Below are 20966 nucleotides of genomic sequence, written 5' to 3' on the forward strand. Positions count from 1 at the left end.
TTTTTCGAATCCGGTGTTGACGGTGCAAGGTGAATTGACCGGTCTGCCAGGGTATTTGGCGTCCGGCGGATCCGAAACCCGAAGGGCGGCACGACACGCGAACGGCCCCGCGTCCGGAGGGACGCGGGGCCGAGGCGACAGGAACCGGCTGCGAGGCCGGACCGGATCAGGCGGTCAGACGCTCACCGGTCGAGGTGGCGAAGACGTGCAGCTCGTCCGGGCGCGGGACGACGTGCAGCTCGGTGCCCTTCTCCGGGACGGCGCGGCCGCCGACGCGGACGACCAGGTCCTTGTGCTCGCCACCGACCTGCGCGGCACCGTAGACGAAGCCGTCGGCGCCGAGCTCCTCGACGACGTTCACGGAGACGGCGAGGCCGGCCGGGGCGTCCGAGGTGGCCTTGGAGAGGCCGGTCGCGGCGGCACCACCGTGCTCGACGATGTCGAAGTGCTCCGGGCGGATACCGACCGTCACGGTGGTGTCACCACGGTTCGCGGCGGCGGTCAGCGCCTCGCGGGAGACCGGGACCACGCTGTTGCCGAACTTCACGCCGCCGTCGGTGATCGGGACCTCGACGAGGTTCATCGCCGGAGAGCCGATGAAGCCGGCCACGAAGAGGTTCGCCGGGCGGTCGTACATGTTGCGCGGCGAGTCGACCTGCTGGAGCAGACCGTCCTTGAGGACCGCGACACGGTCACCCATGGTGAGGGCCTCGACCTGGTCGTGGGTGACGTACACGGTGGTGATGCCGAGACGGCGCTGCAGCGAGGCGATCTGCGTACGCGTGGACACACGGAGCTTGGCGTCGAGGTTCGACAGCGGCTCGTCCATGAGGAAGACCTGGGGCTCACGCACGATGGCGCGGCCCATCGCCACACGCTGGCGCTGACCACCGGAGAGCGCCTTCGGCTTGCGGTCCAGGTAGTCGGTGAGGTCCAGCATCTTCGCGGCCTCTTCGACCTTCGCCCGGATCTCGGTCTTGTTCACACCGGCGATCTTGAGGGCGAAGCCCATGTTGTCCGCGACGGTCATGTGCGGGTAGAGCGCGTAGTTCTGGAACACCATGGCGATGTCCCGGTCCTTCGGGGGCAGGTGCGTGACGTCGCGGTCACCGATGCGGATCGCACCGCCGTTGACGTCCTCGAGACCCGCGAGCATGCGCAGGGAGGTCGACTTGCCGCAACCGGAAGGACCGACGAGGACGAGGAACTCGCCGTCCTCGATGTCGATCTCGAGCTGGTCCACAGCCGGCTTCGTGGAGCCGGGGTAGACGCGGGACGCCTTGTCGAACGTGACACTGGCCATGGCGATGCTTCTCCTCAACCGGCAGGAACGTGCCGGACGATCCGAGTAAAGGGTGATTGGTCCACCGGAGTGAACCTGAGGTGACGCTACCTGGCGGTTTCGAATATGTCAGTAGTTCGAAGGTCACGAAAAATTCGCCTGCGTCGGCAGAGCAACGAACTTTTGACCGTGTGCAGCCCCGAGGGGCAGAGCGAGATACTTTTGACCTCTGCCGCAGACCGGCACTTCCTGCTTCAGCGCCCTCTGCCGACCGGATGCACCCCTGAGGGGCACACCCGCCCGGTCTTACATGGTCTCCACAGGCATCACGGCCGACGGCCCGTCGGTCCGTACCGCTCTTCGTCACGCAGCCAGCAGCACGTCTGGCAGCTCAGATGCCTTGATCACAGAGGGGGGCCTCCGCCCCGGCGGCAGCGCGGTGGCCACCAGCCGGTACAGCCGTATCCCCTCGTCCCGGAGGTTCCGCGCCGCATTCACATCCCGGTCGTGCACGGCGCCGCACTCCCCACACGTCCACTCCCGCACCGACACGTCGAGCGACGGCCCCTTCGTACGGCAGTCGGAGCACCGGCGCGTCGACGGGAAGAAACGGTCGACGATCACCAGGGTCCGGCCGTACCACTCGCACTTGTAACGCAGCTGCCGCAGCAGTTCCCCCCAAGCCGCGTCCATGATCGACCGACTGAGCGCTGCCTTGCGCCGACGTCCTCTCCCGACCGCCGGCCGCAGCAGATTCATGACGGCCAGATCCTCCACCACGAGCACTTGGTTCTCGCGCACGAGGCGGGTGGTCAACTGGTCCAACATGTCCCTGCGCACATCGCTGATCAGCGCATACAGCCGAGCGATACGCTCCCGCGCCCTACCCCGGTTCGCCGACCCCTTCTTCTTCCGGTGCAGCCCCCGCTGCAACCGCGCCAGCTCCTTCTCGTACTTCCGCAACAGCCGCGGATGATCCACCTTCGTCCCGTCGTCCAGCGTCACCAACGCCGCCAGACCCAGATCGATCCCCACCGCCCTCGGATCACGCCCGCCCGGCAGGAACACGGCTGGCAACGACTCGATCCGCTCCTCGACGAGAACCGACACGAAATACCGGCCGGCACGGTCCCGCGTCACGGACAACTTCACCGGATCCACGCCCACCGGCAGCGGCCGCGACCACCGCACATCGAGCGGCTCCGACTGCTTCGCCAGCGTCAACCGCCCCGTACCCGGAAGCTCCGGATCCTCCACCCACCGGAAACCGGTCCGCACATACGTCGCCGAGTCCCGCGAGCAGTGCTTCCTCTTCCGCTGCGGATACTTCGCGGACTGCTTGAAGAAGCGCGTGAACGCCCCGTCCAGATGCCGCAACGACTGCTGCAGCACCGTCGACGACACCTCACGCAACCAGCCCGTCTCCGACGCCTGCCGCCATCCCGTCAACGCCCGGCACGACTCCGCGAACCCCACCACCACCCGATGCTGCTCCCAGGCACCGGCCCGCAGAGCCAGGCCTTCGTTGTAGACCCAGCGGCAGGCCCCGAAGGTCTTCTGCAGCTGTTCGGCCTGGGCCGGGTTCGGATAGAAGCGGTAGCGGTACGCGCGCTGCTGGGTGCCGGGCTGTTTGGCCCGGCTCTTCATGGCGGTGGACGCGCGGCCGTGGTGCTTTGCGCGGTCGGCGATGCCCAGGGCATCGCGTTTGATGCGCTTGGCCTCTTCGCCCGTCACCTGTACCGGCTGGTCCACCGTGTCCGTCATGTTCGCTCCCCCCGACTGTCCGATATACGGAACAGCACGTCAGTCCTCTTAACGCACGGGTGGTCGGATGGTCACGGGGGCGGCGAAACTTCGTGGAGCGGTGGGTGGGCCGCTGTGTAGAGTGAGGGCTTGCGTGCGCGGTTTGGCGTGCGTACTGCCGCCTTAGCTCAGTTGGCAGAGCGGTTGCCTTGTAAGCTCCAGGTCGTCGGTTCGATTCCGACAGGCGGCTCAAATACCAGGTCAGCGCCATGCTGGCCTGGTTTTTTTGTTGCCCGAGCCACGGATCTCGGCTCGGATGCGACGGTTCGGTCGGTGCCCGGGTTCAGGCGCCCGGCGGGGTGCCGTCGTCGGTGTCCGGGGCGCGCTCGAAGTCCTCCTCGGCCCGGCGCTGGATTCCGTCCGCGTCGGCCAGCAGCCGCTCGACGCGCTCAGGGCCTCCGGGGACGGGCGGGGGCGTGTCGGCGAGCCGTTCGTACAGGTAGGCGCAGGCCTCCGCCTCGGTGGCGAAGCGGGCGATGACGACGTCCTCGCCGCGCTGGCGGAGCAGGACCGGCCAGGTGCCGTCCTCGGGGCGCAGGACGTAGAAGGCGTCGAGCTGGATGGGGACGGGGTGGACGCCGGGGATCTCGTACAGGGCGTCGGGGACGCCCTCGCGGCTGAGGCGTTCGGTGAGCTCGGTGGTGTTCATCGGCGGGTTCTCCCCCTCTACGCGACCGGGCGGGCTCCGGCAGTGCCGGAACCCGCCCGGGAGGTGCGGTGCTGGTCAGTTCAGAGCTTCGAGCTTCTCGGCGTCGACGAGTTCGGAGACCCGCTGGGCCGTCTTGTACTGGATGCCGAGGCCGGGCTGGCCGAACCAGGGGCGGATCCGGCCGGCCTCGACGGTGAACGCTTCCTCGACCCGGTACAGGTGGTAGCTGTACGGGTAGTCGTCGGTGTAGCGGTCGAGGTTGCTCGGCGGGATGGCTCGCTTGGCGTACGGGGTGCCGGCGGGGGCCAGGAAGTTGCCGCGGCCGCTGCCGAAGAGGTCGACCAGCTGGCCGGCCTTGAGGGTCAGCGTCTTCTTCACGGGGTTGCCCGCGCGGTCGAGGACGAAGCCGTCGTTGTCCGGGTACCACCAGCCGGACTCACCCGAGACCGGGTTGGTCTGCCAGTAGCAGCCGAGGAACCAGTACGCGGACGTCGGGCCCGTGCGGTCGTAGCCCTTCAGCATCCTGCCGATGGCGCCGGTGCTGGGCAGGACGCGGGGGCCGAGCCGCCAGTCGTCGAGGTAGTAGCGCTCCAGTGCCGGGTTGGGCGCTCCGTTCGTACCCCGGGTCCGGTCGTCCGTCGGGCAGTTGGCCCGGGGCCGGGACGCGACGGCGGTGTCGCCGGTGTCGGCGTGGACGGTCGTGGGCGTGAGGCCGACGAGGAGGAAGAGGGAGGCGATCGCACTCCAGGCGATGTTCCGCAGCGCCCGCATAGAGGTGGGTCCCTTCGCACTGCCCGTGCTGCCCGGAGACGGGCGCGTGGGCGTAGAGGTCGCGTGGCGGCGGCCCCGGTCGGGATCGCCGCCAGATGTGATGGACCTCAGTCAATTGCGCCCGTACGACCTGGCGGGGGCAGGGATACGTGCCGTCACCCGCACGGAGTCGCGGGTTCTCCTGATCGGGCTAACTCGCGGTCCGGACGGGGCGCAGCGGGGTGCCGGTCGCGGGTTCCGGCAGTCCTCAGCCCCGCAGGGTCACCCCGTGGAGCGTGTGGAGGCGGTCGATCTCCCACCAGGCCACCGCCGAGACGGAGAGCGGGCCGCCGAGGAGCGCGCAGATCTGGATGAGCGGGGGGCCGGGTGGCATCCCCGACACGATCAGGCTGACGACCGCGAGGACCCATACCAGTGCGCCGGTCAGCAGGGCGGGGAGGGCGGCGTGCACCTCGGATGTGCCGAACAGGGTGCGGACGACGGCCGAGGTGGCGAAGAACATGAAGAAGCCCATCCACAGCACCGGGGCGAACAGGGCCATGGTGAGGAGTGGGCTGAACAGGCCGCTGTCCGTGTACATCCCGGTGGTCACGTTCACGGAGACGGCCAGGGAGATCAGCAGCGGAACGCAGACGAATCCGCCGAGGTACCAGAGGGCAGAGCGCCGGACGGGCCGCAGCCGCTCTCGCATGCCCGGTCGCGCGGCGGGGGGTGCGAGGCGGAACAGGACCATGATCACCAGGGGGCCGGTGAGCAGGAGCGCCAGGGGGGTGAGGGCGCTCCGCAGCATGTACTGCCCCTGGAGTTCCTCGAAGTCCGCCGCGGTGCCGTAGACGACGAGGATCAGCAGGGTGACCGTCACGGCGGCCCATGCCCTGATTCTCTGTACGCGCATCACCTGCGGGTCCAGGATGCGGCGGTGGAGGTGCGGGGGGAACTTCCGGTGCGCCTGGCGGCGGGCGGAGCGTGCGAGCGGGTAGGCCAGGACGAGTATGAGCACCGGCCAGAGGCAGCACAGGACGGGAACCCAGACGCAGCCGTGGACGGGTATGCGGCGGAGCAGGTCGCGGAGGGGCGGCCACTCGTCGTCGCGTACCCGCTGCCACAGCGAACGGGCTGGTGTGTACGGGGGGTAGGGCGGTGCTGGAGGGATGGGTCCGCCGCCCGGCCAGGGCGGTCCGGGTGGGGGCTGTCCGCCGTTCGGCCGGGGCGGTCCGGGTGGGGGCTGTCCGCCGTTCGGCCGCTGGTTCGGGTCGTACGGATTCCGCCCGCCTGGGTTCACGGCGGTTCTCTCCTTCGGGCGCGGGTGGACCGGGGTCGGCGGGCCGTGTGCCGAGGGTCCGCCGTCCTTTCGGGCGGACGGTGCTCGGCGCGTGCCCGGGTGTATTCAACTGCACTGTGGATTGCGGTACTTGAGTGGCCCAGGTGTGAGGGGCGGGCGTGCCTCCGGGGTGCGCGGGCAGCGGTTCCGTGTCAGTGGCGTCCCGCCACACGGTCCGCCAGCGTGGCGATCCGGTCGGTGGCGAGGCTGCCGGAGCGGGCTTCGCGCCGGTCGGCGGCGCGGTAGGCGGCGTAGAGGGTGTGGACGCCCAGCCAGCGGAAGGGTTCGGGCTCCCAGCGGCGGACCTTGTGGCCGACCCACGGGAGGGTGGTGAGTTCGGTGGGGCCGGCTTGGCCGGAGTCCTGCTGGATCAGGTCGCGCAGGGTGCGGGCCGCGAGGTTGGCGGTGGCGACGCCGGAGCCGACGTAGCCGCCGGCCCAGCCCAGGCCGGTGGAGCGGTCCAGGGTGACGGTGGCGCACCAGTCGCGGGGGACGCCGAGGACACCGGACCAGGCGTGGTCGATGCGGGTGCCCGCGAGGGTGGGGAAGAAGCGGACGAGCAGTTCGCGTAGCGCCTCGACGGTGGCGGGCTGGGTGCGGCCGTCGTTGTCGGTGGACGAGCCGTAGCGGTAGGGGACCCCTCGGCCGCCGATGGCGATGCGGTCGTCGGCGGTCCGCTGGGCGTACATGTAGGCGTGCGCGGCGTCGCCGAGCGCCTCGCGGCCGTCCCAGCCGATGGTGTTCCAGAGGGCCTTGGGCAGGGGTTCCGTGACGATCATGGACGAGTTCATGGGGAGCCAGGTGCGTCGCTGCCCCTTGAGTCCTGCGGTGAATCCCTCGGTGCAGCGCAGCACGTAGGGGGCGCGGACGGTGCCGTAGGGGGTGACGGCGTGCTTGGGTTTGATCTCGGTGACCGGTGTCGACTCGTGGATCGTGACCCCGAGGGCCTCCACGGTGTCGGCGAGGCCCTTGACCAGTTTCGCCGGGTGCAGGACGGCGCCGTGCGGGGTCCAGCTGGAACCGACGGCTCCGCTGACGCGGACGCGTTCGGCGGTCTCGCGGGCGCCGCGCAGGACGCGGTCGGTCTCGCCGAACGCGATCTCGACGGAGTGGAAGTTCCTGAGGCGGGCCAGTTGCGCGGGTGTGTAGGCGACCTCGAGGACTCCGCTGTGGTGGATGTCCGCGTCGATGCCCTCCTCGTCGGCGACCCGGATGACCTCGTCTACCGTGTCGTTCATGGCCCTCTGGAGGCGGACGGCCGCCTCGTGGCCGTGGAGCCTGGCGTACCGGTCGCGGCCGGCGATGCCGTTGTAGAGCCAGCCGCCGTTGCGCCCGGATGCCCCGTAGCCGCAGAACCGTCCCTCCAGGACGGTGATGTTGAGGAAGGGGACGGCCTTCTTCAGGTAGTAGGCCGTCCAGAGCCCGGTGTATCCGCCGCCGACGATGCAGACGTCGGCGGACGTGTCGCCGGGCAGGGGCTCGCGCGGGGTGGGGGTGCCCTCGTGCGCGTACCAGAACGAGATGCCGCCGTTGACGGTGTCCATGAGTCCCCTGCTTGTCCGTGTGCAGCCGAGTCGCTGGAGGGACGGTACCTCTACGCTCGTGGCGTGATCGATGTTCCGGACGACCTGGCCGTGAATCTCAGTCTGCACAAGGGTGCGGAGGGGAGGGCGTTCGGCGCCGCGCTGCCCGCGCTGGTGGGGAGGTTCCTGGAGGAGTGGGGTCTGCGGCGGGACGGGGCCGTGATGTGCGGGATGTGCGCGCTGGTGGTTCCGGTGGTGCGGGAGGCGGACGGCCGGGCGGCGGCGCTGAAGCTTCAGATGGTGGACGACGAGACGGTGGGGGAGCCCGTCGCGCTACGGACCTGGGGTGTGGCCGGTGCCGGGGTGGTGGGCCTGCTGGAGCATGACGCGCGGACCGGGACGATGCTTCTGGAACGCCTCGACGAGCACCGCCCGTTGACCGGTTTGCCGGACGCGCGGGAGGCGGTGCGGGTGCTGGCGGAGTCCCTGTCACGGCTGGTGCGGGTGGAGGCTCCGCCGGGGATGCGCCGGCTGGGGGACGCGGTGGTCAGGATGCTGGAGGCGGCTGGGGGTGCGGTGACGGGCCTGGCGGACGCCGGTGAGCGGCGGCTGCTGCTGGACTGCGCGGCGGCGGTACGTGAGGTCGCGGGGGAGCCGGGGGACCGCCTGCTCCATTGGGACCTGCATTACGGCAACATCCTTGCCGGGCGCGCGGAGGAGGGCAGGGCGGGTGAGTGGGTGGTCCTGGATCCCAAACCGCTCGCCGGCGACCCGGCGTTCGAGCTGTTTCCCGCGCTGGACCAGCGGTTCGACGCGTCCGCCGTGCTGTGGAGGTTCGATCTGCTGTGCGGGGTGCTGGACCTGGACCGGGAGCGCGCGCGGGCCTGGACGCTGGGGCGGGTGCTGCAGAACGCCCTGTGGGGGATCCGGCTGGGGAGAACGCGGCTGTACGCGGACCACGCGGAGATCGCCCGCCAGTTGCTGGGACGGGACTGAGCGGAGCGGGGGCAGCCCTTAGGCTGCCCCCATGATTCGTACAGCCACCGCCGAGGACGTCCCCCTCATCCACAGCATGGTCCGTGAGCTCGCCGAGTACGAGAAGGCGCTCGACGAGGCGAACGCCACCGAGGAGCAGTTGCGCGAGGCCCTGTTCGGCGAGCGGCCGGCCGCGTACGCCCATGTGGCCGTCTCCGACGACGACGGCGAAGTGGTCGGTTTCGCCCTGTGGTTCCTCAACTTCTCGACGTGGCGCGGGGTGCACGGTGTGTACCTGGAGGACCTGTACGTGCGTCCCGAGCGGCGCGGCGGCGGGCACGGGAAGGCGTTGCTGAGGGAGTTGGCGCGGATCTGCGTGGAGCGCGGGTACGGGCGTCTGGAGTGGTCGGTGCTGGACTGGAACGCCCCGTCCATCGCCTTCTACGAGTCGCTCGGGGCGCGCCCGCAGGACGAGTGGACGGTCTACCGGCTGACGGACGGCGCACTCGCGGAGCTCGGCGCGGCCTGAGCGGGGTGTCCGGGGCGCGCTGGTCCCGTTGTCGGTGGTGTGCGTCACGATGGAGGCATGGCACGGACGAGCGGCAGGACGGGCAGGGGTGCGGCGGCGAAGGACGGGGTGGCTCCGGCGCGGCGTCCCGAGGTCCGGCTGCCGTCGCTCGTGGAGTACGACGGTGAGGGCCTGGAGCCTGACGGCGACTACGACGGGGTGCGGTTCGAGGGCACGGACCTCGGCGGCGCGTCCGGTCCTGGAGCGCGCTTCATGGACTGCGAGCTGCGCGGCTGCTCGCTCGACGGCGCGGAGCTGGTGCGGGCCAGGTTCATCGACTCGGTGCTGACCGGCGTGCGCGGGGTGGGCACCGATCTCGCGGGGGCGTCGCTGCGGGATGTCGAGGTCGTGGACGCCCGGCTGGGCGGGGCGCAGTTGCACGGGGCGGTGCTGGAGCGGGTCGTGGTGCGCGGCGGGAAGATCGACTACCTGAATCTGCGTACGGCGCGTCTGAAGGACGTCGTGTTCGAGGGCTGTGTGCTGTCCGAGCCGGATTTCGGTGAGGCGCAGCTGGTGCGGGTGGAGTTCCGGGACTGTGTGCTGAGGCGTGCGGACTTCTCGTCGGCGCGGATGGACTCCGTGGACCTGCGGGCGGTCGCGGAGCTGGACATCGCGCGGGGTGTGGAGCGGCTGGCGGGTGCGGTGATCAGCCCTGTGCAGCTGATGGAGCTCGCCCCGGCGTTCGCGGCGCAGATCGGGGTGCGGGTGGAGGCGTGAACGCGTCCCCGGGAGGGGCAGCGGTCAGTGGTTCACAGGCGGGGGAAGCGGGCCTGGAGGTCCCAGATGGCGGGGTTGTCCGCGAGGCCCTCGTGCATGTCGGACAGGTCCGCGATCAGGTCGTGCAGGAAGTCGCGGGCCTCGCGGCGCAGCAGGGAGTGGCTGAAGGTGAGCGGCGGTTCGTCGCCGGGCATCCAGTCGGCCTCGATGTCGACCCAGCCGAACCGCCGCTCGAAGAACATGAGGTCGGACGACTCGGTGAAGTCGAGTTCCGCCTGCTGTCTGCGGTGCGAGCGGTTGCCCCGGGGATCCTGGTCGATCTGTTCGACGATGTCGCAGAGCGCCCAGGCGAAGTCGAGCACCGGGACCCATCCCCAGGCTGTGGACACTTCCCGGTCGGCCTTGGTGTCGGCCAGGTAGACGTCCCCGGAGAACAGGTCGTGCCGCAGGGCGCGGACGTCCGCGCGGCGGTAGTCGGTCTGCGGGGGGTCCGGGAAGCGCCGGGAGAGGGAGTAGCCGATGTCGAGCACGGTTCGATGGTGTCATGCCGTGCGGGCACCCCGCGCCGGGCGGGGCGAGCGGGGCGTACGAGGCGAGCGGCCCCGGCGGCGGGCGGGTGCGCGGGGAACCGGCCCGGACGGTGCACCGTGGGAGCCGGAGCCCGCAGGGTGCCGTGCCGTGGGAGCCGGAGCCCGCAGGGTGCCGTGCGGGGGGAGCCGGAGCCCGGAGGGTGCGCCGGGGTGGCCGGCCCGGTGGGCGTCCGGTCAGGGCAGCAGCCGTTGCTCCTTGGCCACGGCGACGGCTCCGGCGCGGGTGTCCACACCGAGCTTCTCGTAGATCCGCCCCAGGTGGGTCTTGACGGTCGCCTCGCTGATGAACAGGGCCCGCGCGATGTCCCGGTTGCCGAGCCCCCGGGACAGCTGGCCCAGGATGTCGAGTTCGCGTTCGGTCAGGGTCGGTCTCGGGCTGCGCATCCGGGCCATGACACGGCTGGCGACGGGCGGGGACAGAGTGGTGCGGCCCTGCGCGGCGGCGCGGATCGCGGCGAAGAGCTCCTCGGGGCGTTCCGCCTTCAGCAGGTAGCCGGTGGCGCCTGCCTCGATGGCGCGGGTGATGTCGGCGTCGGTGTCGTAGGTGGTGAGGACGAGCACGTGCACCGTCCCTGTCCCCTCGGCGGCGATCCGGCGGGTCGCCTCGACACCGTCGATCCCGGGGCCCAGCTGGAGGTCCATCAGGACCACGTCGGGTCCGAGCCGGGAGGCGAGCGCGACGGCCTCCTCACCGCTGCCGGCCTCGCCCACCACCTCGATGTCGGGTTCGCCGCCGAGCAGCGCGAGCAGCCCGGCCCGTACGACGGCGTGGTCGTCGCAGAGCAGGATGCGTACGGGCCGGGTCATGAGGGTCCCTCCGGGGTGGGCGCGTGGGGGAGCGGCACGGCCGCGGAAAGGACGGTGCCCTCCCCGGGGGCCGACTCGACGGTCAGGGTGCCCCCGAGCTGACGGACCCTGGCCCGCATCGCCGGGAGGCCGTGGCCGCGTACGCCTTCGGCGGTCCGGTCCGGGTCTCCGGTGCCGAATCCCCGGCCGTTGTCGGCGACGTCCAGGACGACCCGGTCGTCGAGGTGGGTGAGGGTGAGCGCCGCGACGGTCGCGTCCGCGTGCTCGGTGACGTTGGCCAGGGCGCCCTGGGCGATCCGCAGGAGCGCGGACTGCACCCGGTCGGGGAGCGGGGCGGCAGCGACGCCCTCCACATGGCAGCGCACGGAGAGCGAGCCGCGAGCCTGGGCGGTCTCCCGGGCGGCGAGTGTCCTCAGCGCCTCCTCCAGCCCGCCGCCCTCCGCGAGATCGGCCGGGGCGAGGTCGTGCACGAAGCGGCGTGCCTCGGCGAGGTTGCGTTCGGCGATGCCGGTGGCCGTCAGGACATGGCGGCGTGCGGTGGCGGGGTCGCCGTCCCAGGAGCGGTCGGCCGCCTGGAGCAGCATCTGCTGGCTGGAGAGCCCCTGGGCGAGGCTGTCGTGGATCTCCATCGACAGCCGCTGCCGCTCGGCGAGGGTTCCCGCACGGCGCTCGGTGGCCGCCAGCTCCCGCCTGGTCCGCAGCAGATCGTCGATCAGGGCGTGCTGGCGGGCGGCCTGGCGCTGCGTGTGGACGAAGACGGCGGTCGCGACGGCGGCTACGGCCGGCGGTGCCAGGACCAGGTTCGGGTCGAAGCCGTCGGCCAGCCGGAGCTGCGCGGCCACCACGAACACGGTGAGCAGCCCGACCAGGGCCAGGGCCGCGCGGGGCGGCAGGATCCGCAGGCCCGTGTAGAAGAGCGGGACGGCACACCAGGCGAAGCTCGGCGCGAGGACGACGAGCACCATCCACACCACGACGAGGAGGCCGAGCCAGGCCGCCCTGCGGGGCGTCGGCCGTGAGCCGAGCACCGGCCCGAGCGCGTGGAGCAGGGCCAGTACGGCCGACAGGGCGATGATCCAGGGGGTGCGGGTCTCGCCGGGGTGGCGCAGCAGGAAGCGCGCGAGCGAGGCGCCGAGCAGCAGGAAGAACGCGGCGTGCATGAGGAGCGCCAGCCACCGGGCGTCCGGGTCGCCTGCCCGGTCCGCCGCATCCGGCCCGGTCCCGTTCCACCGCACCCCGTACCCCGGCTCCCTCGTCGCTGACCTGCGCGGACCCGCGCAGACCTCCCATGGTCACCTCCGGGGGCCGCCTCCGCATCAACCGATCGGCTGACGGAGCGGTCAGCCGGCACGGGTGCGGCTTCCAGCCGGAACGCCGACCGGGCGGGCCCGGTTCCGGCCGGAGGATCGATGACAGGAAGCCGGACGGTTCGGAGCCGGGCCGGACAACAACTTACGGAGACCACCATGAAGAAGCTGTCATCGCGCACCCGTGTCCTGACCGGTGCCGTCGCCGTCGCGGCCCTGGGCGCCGGAACCTTCGGCGCGATGTCCGCGAGCGCGTCCGCCCCGGCCGCCGCGCCCGCCGTCGCCGTGAAGGCCGACACCGCCGACCGGAACCTCCAGCAGTCCACCCACCTGACCGTCGCCGCCGCGACCAAGGCCGCGCAGGCGGCCCTGGACGCCGCGAAGAAGGAGAACCAGCGGGTTTCGGTGGCCGTCGTCGACCGTGACGGCAACACGGTCGTCACCCTGCGCGGCGACGGCGCGGGCCCGCAGTCCCCCGAGTCCGCGGTGAAGAAGGCCTACACCGCGGTCTCCTGGAACGCGCCGACGTCCGAGCTGGTCAAGCGCCTGGAGCAGGCCCCCAACCTGAAGGACATCCCCGGCACCCTGTTCCTCGCCGGCGGCGCCCCCGTGCAGGTCAAGGGCGCTCCGGTGGCGGGTATCGGCGTGGCGGGCGCCCCGAGCGGCGACCTCGACGAGAAGTTCGCCGCCGCGGGCGTCGCCTCCCTCGGGCGCTAGGTTTCCGTCCCAGGGCCCTTCCGGGGTCAGCCGCAGTCCAGCGCTACTCGGGCGGCGGCGGTGAAGCGGGCCGTCAGGTCGGACGCATTGACCAGGGTTGCCGCGGCCTCCTCCCCCGGGGTGTCCGGGGAGTACACGTAGCTGGCGATGTCCGTCGCGAAGTACGTCTCCTTGCCCCCGCAGACGGCATGGTCGAAGCGCCGCTCCTTCGCCGCGGTGAGCAGTTCGGGGTTGCGGACGACCGCGAGCCGGGCGAACGGCTCGCGGCGGTCGTCCCGGGGCAGCCCGGTGGCGGGTTGTGCGAGGGAGAGGTCGCAGAACCAGGCGTCGTCGCGGGAACCCGAGGTCTGCTCCGTCAGCGGTTCGTCCGCAGGAGCCCCGGGGGCGAGGGCGAAGCCGGCCAGGCCGCACACCTTCGCCGGGTCGCTCTTCGCCGGTGCCGATGCTTCGACGAGTCCCCTGCCGGTGTTCCCGCCTTCCGGCGCACAGCCGTGGTCGGCGGCGAGCTTGCGGGCCGCCGCCTGGGCCAGCCGGGCGAGTCCTGCCGGGTCGGCGTCCCCCTGCTCGACGACCACACGCAGGACCGTGTGGTCGTCCTCGGCCCCCGAGGTGCCCAGCGGGCCGCAGCCGGGCGGCAGGGACACCCAGCCGTTGCCGTGCGTGTCGAAGGCGCCGGGCAGTCCGCCCGACAGGATGCTCCGGGTGCCGGAGGCCTCCCATTCGGACCGGCCGAAGGGGTGCTCGGCGGTGACGGCGCGGGCCGAGAGGCGGACCTTCGCGTCCGTGGTGCCCGGCAGCCAGCCGGACTGCTCCACGGTGCAGTCGTCGAAGGTGTCGGTGCTGTCGGTCATCCTGCCGAAGCCGTCGAGGCTGTTACCGGCGTCCTCGCTGCTGAGCCATCCGCCGCACAGTTCACCGGGCCCCAGGGCGTTGGTGTTCGTGGCCACTGTCAGGCCGGCGGCCACGGCCAGCACGCACACGCCGGCCGTGACCAGCCATGCCCGGCGGCGCTTGCCGGATGTTTCCGTACTCACTCGTGCTCATTCCCGTCCGAGGTAGGTCGCGGCGTCACCACGTGCTCCCGAGTACGACTGCTTGGCTTCCTTGCGCATGGCCTGCCAGGCGTCCCAGTTCGGGTCGTTCTTGGTGTTCTCGGGGTCCTCGACGTCCACGCCCCGCTCCGCGGCCCAGGCGTCGATGAGACTGTAGGTGCCGCCGACGCCCGAGTTGTAGTGCTCGGAGTTCTTCTCCGTGGCCGCCGAGTCGGCGGCGGAGATGACGTCCTTGGACCACTCGTACGTCGCCGCGTCGATCAGCCGTTGCGTGGTGTCGCCCAGGACCGGCAGGCCGGTGACCGGGGCTCCGAGGGCATGGTAGGCGTACCTGGCCTGGTCGTTGGTCTGGTCGATCTTGTCGTCGCGCTGGTCGAGGATCACGTCGGAACCGATGGAGTTCATCGCGCCCATGACCTGGCCGAGGTCGCTGGCGGGGTTGATCCACCGCAACTGTCCCTCACCGCCCTGCGCGGGGGCGTCGGCCAGCTGCTCCATGGCGTAGTCCCGCTGGGTGGCGTAGAGCAGGTCGGCGGTGTCCGCTTCCTCCGTCACCCCGCGCATGACCCGCATGAGCGAGTCCTTGCCCACGGCGATCCCTGCGTCGGAGCCGTCCTGCCAGACGCCTTCCATCCCTTCCGGACTGCCGTACCGGCGGCTGTCGTTCTCCGCGAGGATGTTGTGGTTGTCGGCCGCGTAGTCCGCCAGGGCGTTCGCCAGGTTCTGGTGCATGTTCTTCGGTACGTCGTCACCCGAGGCCCCGGCGTCGAGGAACTCGATGGTGTTCTGCATGACTCGGGCCTGGGCCGGGCTGTGCGGGCCCGGGCGGCCGTTGGACTCGCCCTCGGCCAGCGGGGGGTGGCCGGTGGTGGCGGCTCCAGTGCCGCACCGAGCCCGGCGTGCCCGTACGGGTCGTCGACCTCGACCTGGGGGTACAGGGAGAGCATGAGCTTGGGCCACTCGCGGGCGCCTTCACCGTGACCGGTGAGGTATTCCAGCCTGTCGTTGCCCGTGTCCGGGTCGGGGCCGGGGTCCAGGAATGCGGTCGCGGTATCGGGGTCGCGGCTCATGATGCCGAGGAGGTTGTCGATGGCGTCGGCCCTGATGCCGTCGTGCCCGGCACCGATCTGGACGAAGAGATCCTTGTCCTTCTTCTCGGCTGCGATCATGTCGTCGCCCAACTCGGTCATGAAGTCGGGGTCGAACTTCTCGTCGGCCATGTTCATCACGGCGACGAATCCCGAGTAGCCCTTGATCGGGTTGTTGGACTCACCGAAGCTCTTGGTGCCGTTCTCCTTGAGTTCCTTGGTGAACTCGTCGTAGAAGGCGCGTTCCTCGGCGCCTTCCGGGTCCCTGGTGGCGTTCGCGATGGAGTCGGCGAGCTCGCGCTGCATGCCGAGCAGCGCGGTGCGGCTGCTCCTGTCGTTCGCAGCCATGTCGAACAGCTTGTTGCCGAGCTTGATCGTGCCGTCCGCGCCGATCCTCGTGAGGAAGGGCTGGGTGAACTCCTTGTTGCCACTGTTGTCCCGCAGGGAGCGTTCCAGCTCGGCCAGTTCCGCAGCGGACACCTTCTCGCCCGAGTTGAGCTTCATCGCGGTCGCGGCGGCGGCCTTCGCCTCGTAGCCCTCGATGTCGCCGGTGGCCTCGTGGTTGAAGCCGCCCTTGGTGCCGTCCTGCTCGTCGCCGTCCTTGGTGACCGCCTTCATGGCCAGGGCGAATCCCGCGTCGGCGTCGGCGACTGCCTGCACGGCCTTGGCTATGTGGTCCGTCCACGACTGCTCGGTGGTACGCAGATCGGGGTCGTGGTGGGCGGTGAAGCGCTCGTCCTCCGTCAGCTTGCTGAAGTCCAGGCGGCACCGGCCCTGGTCGGAGACGGTCATCCCGGCCGCGACGGCCTCGTTCACCGCGGCCTTCACCTTGCCCCGCAGCTCGACGAACTGGGCATGCGCGTCCCTGATCAGTGAGGCGATGGCCTTCGCCTCGGTCTGTGCCGCCGCGTACTCCTTGAGCGTGATGTCGAAGCGCCGGTTGGCGGCCTCGGCGCTCTGGCCCACCCAGGCCGGCCCGAGACTGATTCCGTGCACATCGCGCTTGTAGGCGGCCTCCTGCTTGGCCAGTTCGCCCGCCATCGATTGCCACCTGGCTGCGGTGGTGGTCAGCGCGGACAGGTCGGTCGTCATGACTTCGTGGTAACTCGGCACCGTCCGTCGCCCCTCAGAGCTCGTTGAGCTTCGATGAGCTGCCGAGCTGTGTACCGATGCGCAGATCGCCGGACTGGAACTGGAAGCGGGTCTCGCGCAGGGCGGCGCTCTCCGACAGGAGTCGGTTGCAGAGCACCCGGACCGAGCTGTCCCAGTCCTTGTCCGCCGACTTCAGCGCGCTCGCCGTGTCCCAGCCGTCGCCGTCCTTCGGGCCGAACGCCTTGACCGCCGCGCTGTTGGCCTCGTCGGCCCACTTACCCGCGGCACGTGTGTCGCCGAGAATGTGCTCGTCGATCGCGTCGGCCGCGGCCTTCTTCTCGGCGGGAGACGACGCGAAGGAGGGGGCGAAGGGGCCGTAGCGCGGAGGACCCCCCTGGTCGCCCGGGAGCTGGTCCAGCCGCATCCCCGTCGCACTCTCACGCTGGGTCGACTTGATCTGTTCCCACTCGTCCCATGCCATGGGATCCGGGCCCCCGCTTCTTTGGTCATGCGCATTGTCGTGACCGAGTGCATACCAACATACAAGTACCGGCTCCCGGAACGGCCGATGCGTCATTTACGCGCGATGACCGGTCGGCTCCCGCGTCCGAGGTTGCCCGTCGACGCCGGCGACGTGAACGCACGGAGCCCCCGTCCGGCGAGGGCCGGACGGGGGCTCCCGGGGAGTCCGCGGTGTCAGAGGTTGACGCCGAAGTCCTGGGCGATGCCGCGCAGGCCGGAGGCGTAGCCCTGGCCCACCGCGCGGAACTTCCACTCGGCGCCGTTGCGGTAGAGCTCGCCGAAGACCATGGCGGTCTCCGTGGCGGCGTCCTCGCTCAGGTCGTAGCGGGCGATCTCGGTGCCGCCGGCCTGGTTGACGATGCGGATGAAGGCGTTGCGCACCTGGCCGAAGTTCTGGCTGCGGGCCTCGGCGTCGTAGATGGAGACCGGGAAGACGATCTTGTCGATCTCCGCCGGGAGGCCCGCGAGGTTGACGTTGATCTGCTCGTCGTCGCCCTCGCCCTGGCCGGTGACGTTGTCGCCGGTGTGGACGATCGTCTGGTCGGGCGTCGCCTTGTTGTTGAAGAAGACGAAGTGGCCGTCGGAGTGCACCTTGCCGGCGGCGTTGACCGCGATGGCCGAGGCGTCGAGGTCGAAGTCGGTGCCGGTGGTGGTGCGGACGTCCCAGCCGAGGCCGACCGTGACGGCGGTCAGGCCCGGGGCCTCCTTGGTGAGCGAGACGTTGCCGCCCTTGGACAGGCTTACAGCCATGGGAAGTCCCTTTCCTCGTCGTGTGCTCGTGTGCGGGCTCTCGTGCCCTCACGAAAGCTACCGTCACCCGTCCCAACGCAGACAAGAGACCACAAGGTTCCTGCTCGCTTTACTTTCTTTGCCGAACTTCTGGGCTAACGCCCGCAAAACAAGGTGACGAACCCGGCCGGAGGCGGGGAACATGGGTGTCATGTCCGGGCCCTATGTCATCCGCGGTTCGGTCTCCCTGCCGGAGGCCGAACTGATGTGGCGTTTCTCGAGGTCCTCCGGACCCGGAGGGCAGCACGTCAACACCAGCGACTCCCAGGTGGAGCTCCGCTTCGACCTGGCGGCGACCGACGCCCTGCCCGAGGTGTGGAAGGCCCGGGCTCTGGAGCGCCTCGCGGGCCGGCTCGTCGGGGGTGTGGTCTCGGTGCGCGCGTCCGAGCACCGCTCCCAGTGGCGCAACCGCGAGACGGCCGCCGTGCGGCTCGCCTCGCTCCTGGCGGAGGCCACGGCGCCGCCGCCCAAGCCCCGCATCAAGAAGAAGGTCCCGCGCGGCATCAACGAACGGCGCCTGCGTGAGAAGAAGCAGCGGAGCGACACCAAGCGCGGGCGCTCCGGCCGCGACTGGTAGGTGGCAGGTCGTCGGACACGGGCGGCCACGGCGGCGGCCGTGGGTGCGGGTCGTCGGACACGGGCGCTCCGGCGGCGCCCGGTGGGTACGGGCCGTCGGACCCCGGCGGGGCGGCCGCGCCCGGTGGGTACCCGTCGTCGGACACGGGCGCTCCGGCCGCACCCGGTGGGACGGGCCGTCGGACGCGGCAGGGCGGCTGCGGGCGGTCAGCCCAACTGCCGGTAGCGGCCCTTGAAGTACGTCAGCGGTTCGCCGTCCGCGCTCGGCAGGGACGCCGTCAGTACCCTGCCGATCACGAGGGTGTGGTCCCCGGCCGGAACGCGCTGCTCGGTGCGGCACTCCAGGGTCGCCAGCGCGCCCTCCAGCAGCGGAGCCTTGGTGAACTCGCCGCGTACGCAGGGCAGTTCCTCGAAGAGCAGCCGGTCGCTGATCCGCCCCTTCATGGCGAACCGTCCGGCGATGTGCCGCTGGTCGCCCGCCAGCACCGAGACGGCCCACAGGGGCTGCTCGGCCAGGAGGTCGTCCATCCGCGAGTCGTTGCGCAGGCTCACCATGACCAGGGGCGGGTCCAGGGAGACCGACATGAACGCGGTCGCCGTCATGCCCGCGTCCTCACCGCGGCCGTCCTCGTCCAGCGGCGGCTCCTGCGCGGTGACCAGGACCACCCCCGCGGCGAGACGCGACAGGGCGGCACGGAATTCGTCGTTGCTCACCCCTTCAGCATGAGGGACGGTGTCGGGGGCCGGGGCGGGAGCGGTCTTCTGCAGCACATCGGGCACGCTAGTCCCGGTGGTCACGCCGACGCATCGGCCCAGGGGACCAGGCGGGTCCTAGGACCACGGAACCAGGCCCCCCGCTTTGCGTTCGGCAAGGACTGTGCGGCGCTGGAGGGCATCCGGGCCAAACCCCACCGTTTGTTGTGACTTGACTCACAGAGGCCACATTTTGCTGACCCTGAGTACCGGGTGCACAGCTCACTGTGATTCAGTTGCCGGGACACTGCGATAAGTACGTCGATATGAAACCTGGAGTTGCTGTCGAGGTCCCGGGGAGTGCGAGCGATGGAGGCCGAGTCGGAGCCGTACGTCCGCCTGGCGACGATGCGGCAGTTGCACCAGGCGGTCGCCGACCTCAACACGGCGCGGAGCCTGGCGGACACGCTCCAGTCCGTCGCCGACGGCATCGTCACCGGCCTCGGGTACGAGCTGGGCTGTGTGAATCTCGTCCGCCCCGACGGTGACCTGGTCGTTGCGGCGTTCGCCGGTGACAGTGCGGCGGAATCCCTGATCACCGGACGCATCGGTTCCCGCGCTTCGTGGGAGCGCAGGCTGTCGATGGGCGAGGCGTGGGACGACCTCCGGTTCATACCCCACACCGAGGGGTGGGTGCTCCTCGACGACGACGTACCGCAGTGGCACACCGACGGGCCGGAGCCCCGCTTCGAGGACGAGTGGCACCCCCTGGACCGCCTCTACGCGCCCATGTACGCCTCCGGCGGAGGTCTGGACCTCTTGGGGGTCCTCTCCGTCGACAGGCCGCGCAACGGCCGGCGTCCGGGTGCCTGGGGCCGCGAGGCGCTCCAGATGTACGCCTCCCAGGCGGCGATTGCGATCAGTAACGCACGCCTGCGAGCAAACATGCAGCGCGCCCTGGTCCGGCTGGAACGCGAGCAGCAGGCGCTGCGGGCCAGTGAGGAATCCTTCCGGCAGGCCTTCGAGTACGCCCCCAGCGGCATGGCCATCGCCGAGATCGGCGGCGACCAGCACGGCAGGCTCCTGCGGACCAACGACGCGCTCTGCCGGCTCCTGGGCCGCCCCGCCTCGGTCCTGCGCCGCTACTCCTTCGCGGACCTGGTGCACCCCGAGGACATCGGGACCCTGCTCCGCACCTCGGCCGAGGGAGGGCGGGCGGAGCTGCGGCTCGGGCGGCGGGACGGCACCTACCTCTGGGTGTCGCTGCGCAACTCCGTCGTCGCCGACACCACAGACGGGCCGCGCTTCCTGCTCACGCACGTCGAGGACATCGAGGAGCGCAAGCGCAACGAGCTGCACCTCGCGCACCGGGCCTCGCACGACGCCCTCACGGGCCTGCCCAACCGCGCCGAGCTGCGCGCCCGGCTCGCCGCCCGGCTCTGTGAGAGGCCTCACGCCTCGATGACCTCGTCGGTGGTCGAGGCGCTGGACGCGGCGTACGGGGACAAGGAGAGCGCGGCGCGCGGTTACGGCACCGGGTACGAGGGGGAGGTGGCGCCGGGGGCCGGCCACTACGACCACCACGTGCACATCGTCGCGCCGGATCCGGACCCCGACCGCGACGACGGCACCAAGGGGCTGGCGGTGCTGTTCTGCGATCTCGACGGCTTCAAGTCCATCAACGACCGCTTCGGGCACCACGCGGGTGACGCGGTTCTCATCGAGGTCGCCAGGCGGCTGACCACCTGCGTGCGGGACGGTGACACGGTCGCCCGGCTCGGGGGTGACGAATTCGTCGTCCTCGCGGACGGCCTCGGAGGGGCAGATGCCGCGGATCTGGCCGTACGCTTGCGTAACGCCATCATTCCGCCCATCCGGGTGGACGGCCGGGCAGTCAGGGTCGGGGCGAGTTTCGGTATCGGCTGGGCGGAGTGCGGGATGACCGCGGAAGAGGTCCTGGACTCCGCCGACCAGCGGATGTACGTGGAGAAGCGGTCCCGATCGAAGGTTCACCGCAGAGCCGGCTGACGTTCACGCCCTGGCTCTCCCCGTGCACCGCCCGGTTTTTCCGGGGGCCGAGTGCAATTCGACGCGTGCTCCGTTCGGGGTAGGCTCGGCCGGTCG

At 70.8% G+C, this 20966-nt stretch carries 21 protein-coding genes and 1 tRNA gene; 7 read left to right on the forward strand and 15 right to left on the reverse strand.

The features are described 5' to 3' along the window. Positions 1-166: 166 nt before the first annotated feature. Both ACFXOA_RS08685 and ACFXOA_RS08690 read right to left on the reverse strand, forming a co-directional pair. The gene (locus tag ACFXOA_RS08685; RefSeq protein WP_362669474.1) at positions 167-1303 is read right to left on the reverse strand and encodes a sn-glycerol-3-phosphate ABC transporter ATP-binding protein UgpC; all 1137 of its coding nucleotides are present in this window, start codon (positions 1301-1303) and stop codon (positions 167-169) included. A gap of 342 nt (positions 1304-1645) precedes the next feature. After that, positions 1646-3046, reverse strand: a complete 1401-nt coding sequence (locus ACFXOA_RS08690; protein ID WP_385024070.1) for an RNA-guided endonuclease InsQ/TnpB family protein — start codon at positions 3044-3046, stop codon at positions 1646-1648. Between the two features lie 156 nt (positions 3047-3202). Here ACFXOA_RS08690 and ACFXOA_RS08695 point away from each other — a divergent pair. Beyond that, a tRNA-Thr gene (locus tag ACFXOA_RS08695) sits at positions 3203-3275 on the forward strand. 93 nt (positions 3276-3368) lie between these two features. Here ACFXOA_RS08695 and ACFXOA_RS08700 read toward each other — a convergent pair. The 4 genes from ACFXOA_RS08700 to ACFXOA_RS08715 form a co-directional block, all read right to left on the reverse strand. Then, the gene (locus tag ACFXOA_RS08700; protein WP_385024072.1) at positions 3369-3734 is read right to left on the reverse strand and encodes a hypothetical protein; all 366 of its coding nucleotides are present in this window, start codon (positions 3732-3734) and stop codon (positions 3369-3371) included. A 75-nt stretch (positions 3735-3809) separates the two neighbouring features. Next, the gene (locus ACFXOA_RS08705) at positions 3810-4505 is read right to left on the reverse strand and encodes a TNT domain-containing protein (protein ID WP_385024074.1); all 696 of its coding nucleotides are present in this window, start codon (positions 4503-4505) and stop codon (positions 3810-3812) included. Between the two features lie 247 nt (positions 4506-4752). Next, on the reverse strand, positions 4753-5505 hold the full coding sequence (locus tag ACFXOA_RS08710) for a hypothetical protein (protein ID WP_385024076.1): 753 nt from the start codon (positions 5503-5505) through the stop codon (positions 4753-4755). A 473-nt stretch (positions 5506-5978) separates the two neighbouring features. After that, the gene (locus tag ACFXOA_RS08715; RefSeq protein WP_385024078.1) at positions 5979-7370 is read right to left on the reverse strand and encodes an NAD(P)/FAD-dependent oxidoreductase; all 1392 of its coding nucleotides are present in this window, start codon (positions 7368-7370) and stop codon (positions 5979-5981) included. Between the two features lie 63 nt (positions 7371-7433). Between ACFXOA_RS08715 and ACFXOA_RS08720 the strand changes: the two genes are divergently transcribed. The 3 genes from ACFXOA_RS08720 to ACFXOA_RS08730 are packed head-to-tail and all read left to right on the forward strand — an operon-like array spanning position 7434 to position 9609. Then, complete coding sequence (locus ACFXOA_RS08720) at positions 7434-8345, forward strand: aminoglycoside phosphotransferase family protein (RefSeq protein WP_385024080.1); 912 nt, start codon at positions 7434-7436, stop codon at positions 8343-8345. Between the two features lie 31 nt (positions 8346-8376). Beyond that, positions 8377-8853 (forward strand): GNAT family N-acetyltransferase, encoded by a 477-nt coding sequence (locus tag ACFXOA_RS08725; RefSeq protein WP_385024082.1) that lies wholly within the window; start codon positions 8377-8379, stop codon positions 8851-8853. Between the two features lie 57 nt (positions 8854-8910). After that, positions 8911-9609 (forward strand): pentapeptide repeat-containing protein, encoded by a 699-nt coding sequence (locus ACFXOA_RS08730; protein WP_385024084.1) that lies wholly within the window; start codon positions 8911-8913, stop codon positions 9607-9609. 32 nt (positions 9610-9641) lie between these two features. Here the strand turns inward: ACFXOA_RS08730 and ACFXOA_RS08735 are convergent, their stop codons facing one another. The 3 genes from ACFXOA_RS08735 to ACFXOA_RS08745 all read right to left on the reverse strand — a co-directional run bounded on the left by ACFXOA_RS08735 (position 9642) and on the right by ACFXOA_RS08745 (position 12241). Beyond that, a complete protein-coding gene (locus ACFXOA_RS08735; RefSeq protein WP_385024086.1) occupies positions 9642-10139 on the reverse strand; it encodes a hypothetical protein in 498 nt (165 codons plus the stop codon). Positions 10140-10373: 234 nt separating this feature from the next. Beyond that, positions 10374-11006, reverse strand: coding sequence for a response regulator (locus tag ACFXOA_RS08740; protein WP_385024088.1), 633 nt, complete (start codon positions 11004-11006; stop codon positions 10374-10376). Beyond that, positions 11003-12241: a sensor histidine kinase gene (locus tag ACFXOA_RS08745; RefSeq protein ID WP_385024090.1), complete on the reverse strand. Its 1239-nt coding sequence runs from the start codon at positions 12239-12241 to the stop codon at positions 11003-11005. The genes ACFXOA_RS08740 and ACFXOA_RS08745 overlap by 4 nt, the downstream gene beginning before the upstream one ends. A 231-nt stretch (positions 12242-12472) precedes the next feature. Here ACFXOA_RS08745 and ACFXOA_RS08750 point away from each other — a divergent pair, with 231 nt between their 5' ends. Beyond that, a complete protein-coding gene (locus ACFXOA_RS08750; RefSeq protein WP_385024092.1) occupies positions 12473-13030 on the forward strand; it encodes a heme-binding protein in 558 nt (185 codons plus the stop codon). Between the two features lie 26 nt (positions 13031-13056). On the opposite strand, the gene ACFXOA_RS08755 is transcribed toward ACFXOA_RS08750, so the two are convergent. From ACFXOA_RS08755 to ACFXOA_RS08775, 5 genes are all read right to left on the reverse strand, one after another. After that, positions 13057-14064: a hypothetical protein gene (locus ACFXOA_RS08755; protein ID WP_385024094.1), complete on the reverse strand. Its 1008-nt coding sequence runs from the start codon at positions 14062-14064 to the stop codon at positions 13057-13059. Positions 14065-14070: 6 nt separating this feature from the next. Further along, a complete protein-coding gene (locus tag ACFXOA_RS08760; RefSeq protein ID WP_385024096.1) occupies positions 14071-14655 on the reverse strand; it encodes a hypothetical protein in 585 nt (194 codons plus the stop codon). Next, positions 14634-16262 carry a hypothetical protein gene (locus tag ACFXOA_RS08765; RefSeq protein WP_385024098.1) on the reverse strand — a complete coding sequence of 543 codons (1629 nt, stop codon included), beginning with the start codon at positions 16260-16262 and terminating at the stop codon, positions 14634-14636. Before ACFXOA_RS08765 ends, ACFXOA_RS08760 begins: the two co-directional genes overlap by 22 nt. A gap of 34 nt (positions 16263-16296) precedes the next feature. Next, positions 16297-16743, reverse strand: a complete 447-nt coding sequence (locus tag ACFXOA_RS08770) for a hypothetical protein (RefSeq protein WP_385024100.1) — start codon at positions 16741-16743, stop codon at positions 16297-16299. Positions 16744-16958: 215 nt separating this feature from the next. Beyond that, complete coding sequence (locus ACFXOA_RS08775; RefSeq protein ID WP_385024102.1) at positions 16959-17534, reverse strand: TerD family protein; 576 nt, start codon at positions 17532-17534, stop codon at positions 16959-16961. Between the two features lie 181 nt (positions 17535-17715). Between ACFXOA_RS08775 and arfB the strand changes: the two genes are divergently transcribed. Next, complete coding sequence (gene arfB / locus ACFXOA_RS08780; protein ID WP_385024104.1) at positions 17716-18150, forward strand: alternative ribosome rescue aminoacyl-tRNA hydrolase ArfB; 435 nt, start codon at positions 17716-17718, stop codon at positions 18148-18150. Between the two features lie 206 nt (positions 18151-18356). Here the strand turns inward: arfB and ACFXOA_RS08785 are convergent, their stop codons facing one another. After that, positions 18357-18863 (reverse strand): flavin reductase family protein, encoded by a 507-nt coding sequence (locus tag ACFXOA_RS08785; RefSeq protein WP_385024106.1) that lies wholly within the window; start codon positions 18861-18863, stop codon positions 18357-18359. 348 nt (positions 18864-19211) lie between these two features. On the opposite strand from ACFXOA_RS08785, the gene cdgB reads away from it, so the two are divergent. Further along, the gene (gene cdgB / locus ACFXOA_RS08790; protein ID WP_385024108.1) at positions 19212-20870 is read left to right on the forward strand and encodes a diguanylate cyclase CdgB; all 1659 of its coding nucleotides are present in this window, start codon (positions 19212-19214) and stop codon (positions 20868-20870) included. Positions 20871-20966 lie beyond the last annotated feature (96 nt).

The organism is Streptomyces sp. NPDC059166 (assembly GCF_042755185.1).
In the GTDB taxonomy this organism is placed as follows: Bacteria; Actinomycetota; Actinomycetes; order Streptomycetales; family Streptomycetaceae; genus Streptomyces.